An 11,264-nucleotide genomic window follows, 5' to 3' on the forward strand; every position below is an offset into this window, starting at 1 on the left:
TTTATTTCCCTCCAAAAAATTTTTTCAAATCAACTAAAGGAATAATTTTTTCCTTCAATAAAATTAGTCCCCATACTGCATGGTATTTCGTATAAAGTTTTATATAAGAGGGTAATGGATAAAGATTTTTTATAGAAAAAGATTTTAATCCAATTATTGCATTTATACTTATTTCTTCTCCATCTTTTAAAATTAATTTTGTCTTTGGAGAAAAAGACCTTATACCCTTTATCTCCTCTACTAAGGAGGCAAAAAGATATTTTTTTTCCTGAAATAAAATAACTGAGATTGTCTTCATGATGTAAGCCTTTCAATAGTTTCAAGCAAAAATTCTTGACTAAATTTACTTTTAAGAAGATAAGCATCAGCTCCAACTTCTAATCCTTTTCTTTTTTCCTCTTCTGTCTCATGGGAAGTAATAATGATAACTGGAATATCTTTTAAATTAGGATGTCTTTTTATTTCAGAAGTAAGCTGAAATCCGTCCATTTTAGGCATCTCTATATCTGTAACCACCACATCAAATGGTGTTTCAGCTAGATATTTAAGGGCATCCATTCCATTTACTGCTGTCGTCACTTCATAACCAGCGCTAATAAGAATATTTTTCAACATTGTTCTAGTAATTAAAGCATCATCTACCACTAGCACTTTTAATGTTTTTTTCTTGAAAGGCTTAAAAGTTTCTTTAAAATAATATTTAGTATCACTACTTGCTTTTACCAATTCAAAAACATTTAAAATAATAGCTACAGTGCCATCTTCTAAAATAGAAGAACCTAAAGCTAATGAAGTTTTAAGATATTTATTAAGAGGTTTAATAATTATATCTTGACTATCAACCAAATTTTCAATTTTAAAAGCACAGCGATATTCCTGATAGCGTAAAATTACTACAGGCATCCTTTGCCTTGGTGAGAGACGAGAAAATCCTATAACTTGATTTAAATCTAGAAGTAAAATTGAATCTTTATTTAATTTTATTAATTCACGATTTTGAAGCTTAGTTATCTCTTCTATTTTTATCTCTCTTATCTCTTCTATCCATTTAGTTGGAATGGCAAAGAGTTGCCCATTTGCTTTTATTAAAAGTGAAGGTAAAAGTGCAATAGAAATAGGCAATTCTAAAATAATTTTAGTTCCTTTATCAGGCTCTGAAAAAATACGCCAAGAACCATTTAAATGTTCAACAACTTTTTTTACTACATCAAGTCCAACACCTCTACCTGAAAATTTTGTTACTTTATCACAAGTAGTAAAACCAGAAGATGCCATTATTTCTATGATTTCTAATGGTATTTCTTTTTTTATTTCTCTTTCCTTCCAAATAATGCCATGTTTAAGAGCAATTTCCTTTATTTTATTCAAATTAATTCCTCTGCCATCATCCTCTACTTCAATAGTAATTTTTCCCTTATGCTGTGTTGCTTTTAAAGAAATTTTACCTATTTCTGGCTTTCCCTTTTTTTGCCTTTCTAAAGGCGACTCTATACCGTGATCTAAAGCATTGCGAAGAAGATGAATAAGAGGTTCATTTAAAGCTTCAACAATAGCTCTATCTACTTCAATTTCACCCCCACTTACTGTAAAATCTATTAATTTTCCCAATTCCTTTGCCATATCTCTTATCTGTCTTGAATAAAGGTCAAAAATAGTAGAAAGAGGCACCATACGAGAAGAGATACTTTGATAGAACAATTCTTCTGTAATTGGAGATTGGTGACTTAAAGTATTTTCATAACGAAACCAAACTTTTTTTAAATTTTCAAAAAAAGAAAAAAGTTTTTCTTGAAAAGTTTGTATTTCTTTAGAAGGAAAAAAATCACTTAAATTTTCCCATTCTTTTTTTAACTCTATTTGTTTTTTTAATAACTGTCTCAAATAAAAATTATTTTTTTCTATTTGTCTCAAATTAAGTACTGTTTCTAAAGCAAGATTTCCCATTTTTTCCAATAATCCGGTTTTTATCCTAATGGTCTCTTGCTGTGAAATTTTTGTCTCTTTTTTTGTTTCTTTTTTATCTATTTGATTTATAAACCCTTTTATTTCTTCTAATTTCTTTAACAATTCATCTACTGTCTCTGGACCTTTTCTCTTTTTGTCCCTTATCTCTCCTAACAAATTTTCCAATGAATGCGCTACCTCGCTAATCTCTTTAAGACCTAACATCTTAGCTTCGCCTTTTAATGTATGAGCCTCACGAAAAGCTTCTTGAACAAGTTCCTTTGTCTCTTTTTTTTCTAATTCAAGAAATGCTTGCTCTAATTTTAAAAGCCTCTCTCTTGCTGTTTGAATAAAAGCTTCAATAAATTGAGATACATCAATACCTTTGGTCATCATGTCTTATTTTAATCTTCCGGATAAAATATTTTTCTTAAATCAAGTAATCCAACAATTTTTCCCCCTATTTGTGTTTTTCCTTTTAAAACAGAATCTTCAGATGAAAGAATTTCGCTAACTTCTACTATGTCCTCAACAACATCCACTAGCATAGCCAATGGCTCTTCAAAAATGCCAATCACAATAATTTGAAAAGGTTTTTCAAGATTGCTTTTGCCAAGATTTAAACGGAATTTTAGATCTATTAATGGAATAATCTCTCCTCTTAAATTAATTACCCCTAAAATATGCTCTTCTGTTCCAGGAACTGGATAAACTGGTGCTTTAGCAACAATTTCTTTTGCTTCTTTAAGCTCAATACCATAATATTCTTGACCCAATCTAAAATAAAGAACCTCAACAATTGGCTTTTCCTTCTTAACACTTTTTCCTCTTAATGAAGCAGCTTCTTTTAATAAAGTCTCAAAATTTTCTCTCATTTCTAGAATTATATCGGCTATTTAAAAACTCAAGTTCAATATTGCTTTAAAGAATAATAGCTGTTATTTTGTTTTTTATGCATTTAAAAATTGAAAAGATTGTACCAGGTGGATGGGGATTAGCTAAAATGAATGGTAAAGTAATTTTTGTTCCTTATGTATTACCAAATGAGATAGTAAAAGCAAAAATTTTTTTGGAAAAAAAAGATTATGCCTTTGCTGAAATAATTGAGATTGTTTCTCCTTCGCCTCAGAGAATCTCTCCTATTTGTCCGCATTTTGGTGTCTGTGGTGGCTGTGATTATCAACATATACCTTATGATTTACAGGTAAAAATAAAAGAAAATTTATTTAAAGACGAAATTGTTCGTCAACTAGGAAAAGGAATTATTGATGTTGTTAAAGGAATTATACCTGCCACTAATCCATTCTTTTATAGAAATCGTATTCATTTAAAGATAAAAAGAGAGCTTCATAAAGTGCATTTGGGTTTTTTTAAAAAAAATACACATGAACTTATTTCTTTGGAAAAATGTTTTTTGGCCATACCAGCTATAAATGAAATATTGATAATGCTAAAAACTATACTCAAAACCTATGCAGCTATTGCTAATCAAATTAAAACAATAGAAATATTTTTTAGCCCTAATGAAGAAAAAGGTATTGTTATTCTGCATACATTAATAGAGATAAATAAAAAATATTTAAAAAATATGGCTGAAAAATTAATTGATTCCTTACCAGCTTTAAAAGATGTTCTCATTAAACATAGTGCTTTTACTTATCCTCGTTCTTTATTTGATAAAGGTTATACAGAAAGTGGACTTTTTTTTAAAATAAATAACTTTAAAGTTATTTGTTATCCTGGTGTATTTTTTCAAGTAAATACAGATCAAAATAAGAAATTATTAAATATAGTAACAGAATTAGCCAATTTAAGTGGGAATGAAAGAATATTAGAATTATATGCAGGCATGGGAAATCTTTCACTTTTACTCGCATCAAGAGCAAATAAATTGATAGGTTTAGATAACAATAAATTGGCAGTAAGAAATGCCAATTATAATGCACAATTAAATAAGGTTAGAGCATTTTTTAAAAAAATTGATGTAGATAAAGAAATAAAAGATTTTTTAAAAGAAGAAACCTTATTTGATTGTCTTGTATTAGACCCTCCTCGTCAAGGTTGTCTTAATGCCTTAAAACAGACACTAAATATTATAAAACCAAAAAAAATAATTTATATTTCTTGCCATCCAGCTACCTTAGCTAGAGACTTAAAATTCCTTTCCCATATAGGCTATAAGATTAAATACATTCAACCAATAGATATGTTTCCCCAAACACACCATATAGAAGCTGTTGCTATGGCTGTTTCTTCTTGACTGCTTTTTTGAAATAAAGTAGTTTTTGTTGTTTAAAATTGGAGGGACAAAATGGAAGAAACATTAATTGAGCATCGTCGGGCAAAAATAAAGAAACTTTTAGAAAAAGGAATCAAATCTTATCCTAATGATTTTAAACCCACACATCAGATTCAAGAAATTATTAAAATATATGGTCAAAAAGATAATAAAGCCCTTGAAGAGTTATCTGATAGATTTCGATTAGCTGGTCGCATCATGGCTATACGGAGTTTTGGGAAGGCTAGTTTTATTCACTTTCAAGATGCTAGTGGTCGACTTCAAGCCTATTTTAAACAAAATATTTTGGGAAAGGAAAACTATGAAATTTTTAAACTCTTAGATATTGGCGATATTGTTGGTCTTGAAGGAAGGCTTTTTCGAACTAAAACAGGAGAACTTACTCTCTTAGTAGAGAAATTCGAATTACTTACTAAAGCCTTAAGACCACTACCAGAAAAGTATCATGGTTTAAAAGATATAGAGATTAGATATAGACAACGTTATTTAGATTTAATAGTTAATACAGAAGTAAGAGAAAGATTTTTAAAACGCACAAAAATTATAGATTTTATTCGAGAATTTTTTCATAAAAAAGGTTTCTTAGAAGTAGAAACACCTATGATGCAACTTATACCAGGTGGGGCTTTAGCTAGACCTTTTGAAACTTATCATCACGCCTTAGGGATTACACTTTATTTACGTATTGCTCCTGAACTTTATTTAAAACGTTTATTAGTAGGTGGATTTGAAAAGGTATTTGAATTGAATCGAAACTTTAGAAATGAAGGAATAGATATTGATCATAATCCAGAGTTTACTATGCTAGAATTTTATCAAGCCTATGCTACTTATAATGACCTTATGAAACTTACAGAGGAATTAATTTCAGAATTAGCAGAAGCTGTTCTTGGCACAAAGAAGATTGTATATCAAGGGCATCCCATTGATTTAACGCCCCCTTGGCAGATTATGGATTTTTTTGAAAGTTTAAAGGAAATAGGAAAAATTCCAGAAGAAATTTTAAATAATCCTGAGAAAACTATTTCTTATGCCAAAGATATGGGAGCAAAACTTAGACCAACTGAAGGAGTAGGAAAGGCATTAGCTAAATTATTTGAAAAGTTAGTAGAACCAAAGCTTATTCAACCTACATTTGTCACTGGCTATCCTGTAGAGGTATCTCCTCTTGCTCGTCGTAATGATGAAAGACCAGAAATAGTAGATAGATTTGAGTTATTCATTGCTGGAAAAGAAATAGCAAATGGTTTTTCAGAATTAAATGATCCAGATGAACAACGTGAACGCTTTTTTGCTCAAATGGCGCAACGGGAAGCCGGTGATGAAGAGGCTCATCGTATTGATGAAGATTATATTGTTGCCCTAGAGTATGGCATGCCACCAGCTGCAGGTGAGGGTATAGGTATTGACCGGTTAGTAATGGTTTTAACTGATGCACCTTGTGTCCGGGATGTGATTTTGTTTCCTCATTTACGACCAGAAAAAGCATGAAGACTCCTTATGAACTTTTTATTGCCCTTAAATATTTAAGGGCAAAAAGAAGACAAAAATTTATCTCTGCTATTACTATAATTTCTATCTTTGGTGTAATGGTAGGAGTAATGGCTCTTATTATTGTGCTTTCAGTAATGTCTGGTTTTGAAAAGGAAGTTCGCAATCGTATTCTTGGATTAAATGCTCACATTTTTATCTTTAACTTTAAAGGCCCTCTTTTTAATTATGAAAAGATTATGAAAAAAGTAGAAAAGGAAAAAGGAATTTTGGGTGTAGCTCCTTTTGTCTATGGTCAAGTCATGATAAATACTTCTTATTCTGTCTCAGGGGCTATCTTGAGAGGTATAGATCCTGAGAGAATAGGGAAAGTAAGTAATTTACCTCATATTTTAAAAGCTGGTAATCTTTCTATCCTTAAAGAAGGAAAATCTTTAAATGGAGAAAAACTTCCCTGTTTAATCATGGGGCAGGAATTGGCAAAAAAATTAGGTGTATGGGTAGGTGATATTGTTATCCTTATCTCTCCTTTTGCTCGTATTACACCTATGGGACAATTACCAAAAATAAAGCGTTTTTATATTGGAGGTATATTTGTATCTGGATTATATGAGTATGATGCTTCTTTAATCTTTACTTCATTAAAAGATGCTCAACAATTTTTGGGATTAGGAAATGCAGTTACAGGTCTTGAAGTAAAGATTAAAGAGATCTTTAAGGCTCGTGAAGTAGCTGATTTTCTTGAAAAAAGACTAGGATTTCCTCTATGGACAAAAAATTGGATAGATATGAATAAAAGTCTTTTTTCAGCATTGAAATTAGAGAAATTGGCTATGTTTATTATCCTCACTTTGATCATAGGAGTAGCTGCTTTAAATATCAGCAGCAGTCTAATTATGATGGTCATGGAAAAAACCAAAGAAATTGCTATTTTAAAAGCTATGGGTGCTACTGAAGGAAATATAAAAAAAATATTTATTTATCAAGGCTTACTTATTGGATTAATAGGTACCTTTTTAGGTGTTTTTACTGGTATAAGTTTATGTTTATTTCTTAAACGTTATCCTCTTATTCATTTACCAGAAGATATTTATTATATTTCCACTTTACCTATCACTGTGCAACCTAATGAAGTATTAATTATAGCTATTGGAGCTATCATCTTAAGTTTTCTTTCCACTATTTACCCTGCAAGGCAGGCAGCTCGACTTGACCCAGTAGAGGCTATAAGATATGAGTAAAATCATTTTGGAAATAAAAGAATTATGGAAATCCTTTTTCTTCAAAGGAGAACGTATAGATGTGTTAAAAGGTATAAATTTAAATATTCATACTGGTGAAGCCATAGCAATAATTGGAGCTTCTGGAGTAGGTAAATCTACTTTTTTACATATTTTAGGAGCATTAGAAAGACCTACAAAAGGCACTGTGCTTTATTATGGAAAAGACATATTCAATCTTTCACCAAAAGAATTAGCAAGATTTCGAAATCAAAAAATAGGTTTTGTTTTTCAATTTCATTATTTATTACCAGAATTTACTGCTTTAGAAAATCTTATGTTACCTGCTTTAATAGCAGGTTGGTCTAAAGAAAAAGCAAAGAAAAGAGCAAATGAATTATTAGAAGAAGTAGTTTTGACTGAGAAAGCTCATCATCGACCAGGAGAACTATCTGGAGGAGAACAGCAGCGAGTAGCTATTGCTCGTGCCCTTATGCTTGAACCAGAAATAGTTTTAGCTGATGAACCTACTGGCAATTTAGATGAAATGACAGCCAAAAAGGTACAAATGCTTCTTTTTTCTCTTTATCAAAAAAAGAGAATCACTTTGATAGTAGCTACACATAACCTGAGATTCGCAGCCTTATTTCCTATTTGTTATGAATTGACAGACGGACAGTTTAAAAGGAGAGAACTTAAGTGAGGCGATATTTGATTTTTATTCTTTTTATAATTTTGTTTTTTTCATTTAAAGCTTTAGGAAAAGAAAAATTAGAGGTAAGTGTAGCTCCTTTTATTATTTATGCTCCAAAAAATATGAAAAATTTAGGTATTGAAATAGCAAAAAAATTAGAAAAAAAATTACCTAGTGATAAAATCCAAATTATCTCTTGGGCAGAAAAACCGCCAGTTAGTTTAGAAAAGGCAAGAAAAATTGGAGAAACATGGGGAATTGATTATATTATTTGGGGAAGCTTAACTTTTTTAGGTGAAAGAATTAGCTTTGATATCACAATCATTGAAACAGGAGGTATAAGACCACCTATTTCTATATATAAAGAAATCTATTCTATTGAAGCAATAGATTTGGTCTTAAATGATATAGTAAAAGAAATTATATTTAAGCTATTTAAAAAAGAAAAGATTGTGCGTTTGGAAATTTTAGGACATAAAGGAGTAGATAAAGATGCTATTTTAGCAGTAATGAAAACAAAAGAAGGTGATTTATTTAATCCAAGAACAATAAGAGAGGATATAAAATCTATTTTTAAATTGGGTTTTTTTAGAGATATTAAAGTAGAAGTAGAAGACTTACCTCAGGGAAAAGTAGTAAAATTCATTCTTACAGAAAAACCTTTAATAAAAAGAATTATTATACAAGGAAACAAAGCTATCAAAGAAGAAAATATTCAAGAAGTTATTGTTTTAAAACCAAATACTATTTTAAAAGAAGATTTATTAACAAAATCAATAGAACAAATAAAACTTTTATATCAAAAAGAAGCATATTTTGATGCGCAAATAAATTATGAAATTGAACCTATTACAGAACAAGAAGTAAAAGTAATATTTAAAATTCAGGAAGGCGAAAAAGCTTATATTAAAAAAATTATTTTTAAAGGTAATAAAGCCTTTAAAGATAAAACTTTGAAAAAATTAATGAAAAATAAAGAAAAATGGTTTTTTTCTTTTATTACTGGCTCAGGAAAGTTGAAGCGAGAAGAGCTTGAACATGATGTCAATAGAATCATCAATTTTTATTATAATCATGGTTACATCAATGCCAAAATAGGTGAACCACAAATTAAACACAAAGGAAGAGAGATTTATATTATTATACCTATTGAAGAAGGAAAACAATATAGAGTTGGTCAGATTTCTTTTAGTGGAGAATTAATTGAAACAGAAACTAAGTTAAAAAAATATTTAAAACTTAAAAAAGGTGATATTTACAATCAAGAAAAATTGCAAAAAGATATATTTGCTCTTTCTGATGTATATGCAAATTATGGATTTGCATATGCAGAGATTGAACCAGATATTAAAATTCGTCCTGAAAATCAAACTGTGAATATCACTTATAATATTAAAAAGGGGCCAAAAGTTTATATAGGAAGAATAGAATTTGAAGGAAATACTAAAACTAGAGATAAGGTAATAAGAAGAGAATTATGGATTACTGAAGGAGAAACATTTAATAAGGAGAAATTAGAAAGAAGTATTGAAAGCTTACATCGTCTTGGTTATTTTGAAGATATACAAGTAGAAACAGAGAAAGGGGAAGAACTTAATGAACTTAATTTGAAGATCAAAGTAAAAGAACAACCAACTGGTTCTTTTTCCATTGGTGCTGGTTATAGTTCAGTAGAAAAATTTATACTTATGGCAGATATCACTCAACGCAATCTATTTGGACGAGGACAATCAGTAACTTTAAGAGGCTATTTGGGAAGTATTACCCAAAGATATACATTTGATTTTACCGAGCCTTACTTTTTTGACACAAATCTCTCTGTAGGCTTCCAAGCATTTAAATGGGATACAGAGTACATAGATTATACAAAAGAAAGTAATGGTGGTGAAATTAGATTTAGCTATCCAATTACTCGTTATTCTAGAATTTATTGGAATTATCATTATGAAAAAGCAAAAACAGCAGATTTTGCAGAATATGCTTCTCTTCTTATAAAAGAACTTGCCCCTGGAATCACAACAAGCAGTATTAGCATTAGTTGGAGTCGAGATACAAGAAATCGATTTTTTAATCCAAGCAAAGGAAGTATTATTACTGCAAGCATTGATTTTGCTGGTGGGCCTTTAGGGGGAGATAGTGCTTTTACTCGTTATGAAGGATCAGTAAGTGTTTTTATTCCACTTTTTTGGGACACAGTAGGATTTATTCGTACAAAAATGGGTTATATTCAAAAACGTAAAAAAGGAATTCTTCCTCTTTTTGAAAAATATTACTTAGGTGGCCCTTATACTATACGTGGTTATGACTTTGCTACTATCAGCCCTAGAGACCCAAAAACAGGAGAACGCATTGGTGGGAATAAAATGTTTCTTTGTAATCTTGAGTTTCGTTTTCCTATTGCAAAAAAATTGCGACTTATTGGTGTAATATTTTTTGATATGGGCAATACTTATGATATTCATCAAAAATTTGATATAACAAATTTAAAGAAAAGTGTAGGAGCAGGTATTAGATGGTTTTCACCTATGGGGCCATTGCGACTAGAATGGGGATATGCACTTAATGCTGCACCAGATGAATCTACTTCAAACTGGGAGTTTGCTATTGGCACATTCTTTTAATTGACAAATTTTGCTATTTTTTTATTGTAATTAAATCCTTTATTTTTTCAAATCTTTTCCTACCTATACCCTTAATTTGCATAATGTCTTCAATTTTTTTAAAAGGGCCATATTTCTTACGGTAATCTATAATGCGTTTTGCAATAACTGGACCAATACCAGGTAAACTTTCTAACTGTTCAATTGTAGCAGTATTTATATCAATTTTTTGTTGTGCCCCTATTAAGGCAAAACTAATCACAAAAAAGAATAAAGTAAAGGTTATAAGCACATACCTCATATTAATTTTTTAACATTCTAGAAAAATTATATCAACTATTTTGGAATAAATTTTGCTGTAATTTTAATTTTGATGCTGAAAAATAAAGGATTTACTTTAATTGAATTGTTAATTGTAATAGCGATTATAGCCATTTTAGCAGGAATTGCTTTAACTAATTATAAACAATTTGTTTATCGTATCCGCACAGCTGAGGCAAAAATAAACATAAGTATGATTAAAACAGCTGAACTTGCTTGGGCACAAGAATATGATGCTTTTGTCTATGCTGCTCCTCAGGGGAATAAAAATCCAACAAAAAATCCAAGTGTTATTTGGAATGCACCTCAAAATAGTGGTTTCAGCATCATTGGATTTTTCCCTTCAGGAAAAGTTTATTATGCATATGAAATTGGGCCTCAAGACCCAGGGACAGGAAATGTCACAATAGGAAGCACAAATGGAGGAGATCCTTTGAATTTACAAAATGCTCTAAATTGCCAAAGTGGAGATCCAAATGTAGTCTGTGTAACAGATAATATTGACTTTTGGATTTTGGTTCTTGGTGATATAAATAAAAATAGTAAAAACGGAGGGTATAAATTAAGTGATGAAAATAATGAAATCATAAATATCTCTCCAGGTGAATTTTGATTGGTAGTGTGATAACATGAAAAAGTTGTGCACCTTGGTAGTAATGGATTTTTAGGAAAAAGATGGGAGGATAACCTATAAA

Annotated in this window: 9 protein-coding genes and 1 pseudogene; 6 read left to right on the top strand and 4 right to left on the bottom strand. The window is 30.2% G+C overall.

Features of this window, described 5'->3' with window-relative positions; all coding sequences use genetic code 11:
- Position 1: 1 nt before the first annotated feature.
- From LWW95_09665 to LWW95_09675, 3 genes are read right to left on the bottom strand one after another with little or no spacing between them, the layout of a single operon-like run.
- Entirely contained in the window at positions 2-298 is a 297-nt protein-coding gene (locus LWW95_09665) for a hypothetical protein (protein ID MDL1957291.1), read from the bottom strand.
- Complete coding sequence (locus tag LWW95_09670) at positions 295-2,340, bottom strand: response regulator (protein ID MDL1957292.1); 2,046 nt, start codon at positions 2,338-2,340, stop codon at positions 295-297. Before LWW95_09670 ends, LWW95_09665 begins: the two co-directional genes overlap by 4 nt.
- Positions 2,341-2,348: 8 nt before the next feature.
- Positions 2,349-2,819, bottom strand: coding sequence for a chemotaxis protein CheW (locus LWW95_09675; protein ID MDL1957293.1), 471 nt, complete (start codon positions 2,817-2,819; stop codon positions 2,349-2,351).
- 77 nt (positions 2,820-2,896) lie between these two features.
- On the opposite strand from LWW95_09675, the gene rlmD reads away from it, so the two are divergent.
- The 5 genes from rlmD to bamA are packed head-to-tail and all read left to right on the top strand — an operon-like array spanning position 2,897 to position 10,269.
- Positions 2,897-4,204: a 23S rRNA (uracil(1939)-C(5))-methyltransferase RlmD gene (rlmD, locus tag LWW95_09680; protein ID MDL1957294.1), complete on the top strand. Its 1,308-nt coding sequence runs from the start codon at positions 2,897-2,899 to the stop codon at positions 4,202-4,204.
- A 51-nt stretch (positions 4,205-4,255) separates the two neighbouring features.
- The gene (gene lysS, locus LWW95_09685; GenBank protein ID MDL1957295.1) at positions 4,256-5,734 is read left to right on the top strand and encodes a lysine--tRNA ligase; all 1,479 of its coding nucleotides are present in this window, start codon (positions 4,256-4,258) and stop codon (positions 5,732-5,734) included.
- Positions 5,731-6,975: a lipoprotein-releasing ABC transporter permease subunit gene (locus tag LWW95_09690; protein ID MDL1957296.1), complete on the top strand. Its 1,245-nt coding sequence runs from the start codon at positions 5,731-5,733 to the stop codon at positions 6,973-6,975. The genes lysS and LWW95_09690 overlap by 4 nt, the downstream gene beginning before the upstream one ends.
- Positions 6,968-7,657 carry an ABC transporter ATP-binding protein gene (locus LWW95_09695; protein ID MDL1957297.1) on the top strand — a complete coding sequence of 230 codons (690 nt, stop codon included), beginning with the start codon at positions 6,968-6,970 and terminating at the stop codon, positions 7,655-7,657. The genes LWW95_09690 and LWW95_09695 overlap by 8 nt, the downstream gene beginning before the upstream one ends.
- Complete coding sequence (bamA, locus tag LWW95_09700) at positions 7,654-10,269, top strand: outer membrane protein assembly factor BamA (protein MDL1957298.1); 2,616 nt, start codon at positions 7,654-7,656, stop codon at positions 10,267-10,269. Before LWW95_09695 ends, bamA begins: the two co-directional genes overlap by 4 nt.
- 13 nt (positions 10,270-10,282) lie before the next feature.
- Here bamA and LWW95_09705 read toward each other — a convergent pair whose 3' ends face one another.
- Positions 10,283-10,549, bottom strand: a complete 267-nt coding sequence (locus LWW95_09705) for a ComEA family DNA-binding protein (protein ID MDL1957299.1) — start codon at positions 10,547-10,549, stop codon at positions 10,283-10,285.
- Between the two features lie 72 nt (positions 10,550-10,621).
- Between LWW95_09705 and LWW95_09710 the strand changes: the two are divergent.
- Positions 10,622-10,720, top strand: a pseudogene (locus LWW95_09710) (prepilin-type N-terminal cleavage/methylation domain-containing protein).
- Positions 10,721-11,264: the final 544 nt, after the last annotated feature.

This window comes from Candidatus Desulfofervidus auxilii (assembly GCA_030262725.1).
In the GTDB taxonomy this organism is placed as follows: domain Bacteria; phylum Desulfobacterota; class Desulfofervidia; order Desulfofervidales; family Desulfofervidaceae; genus JAJSZS01.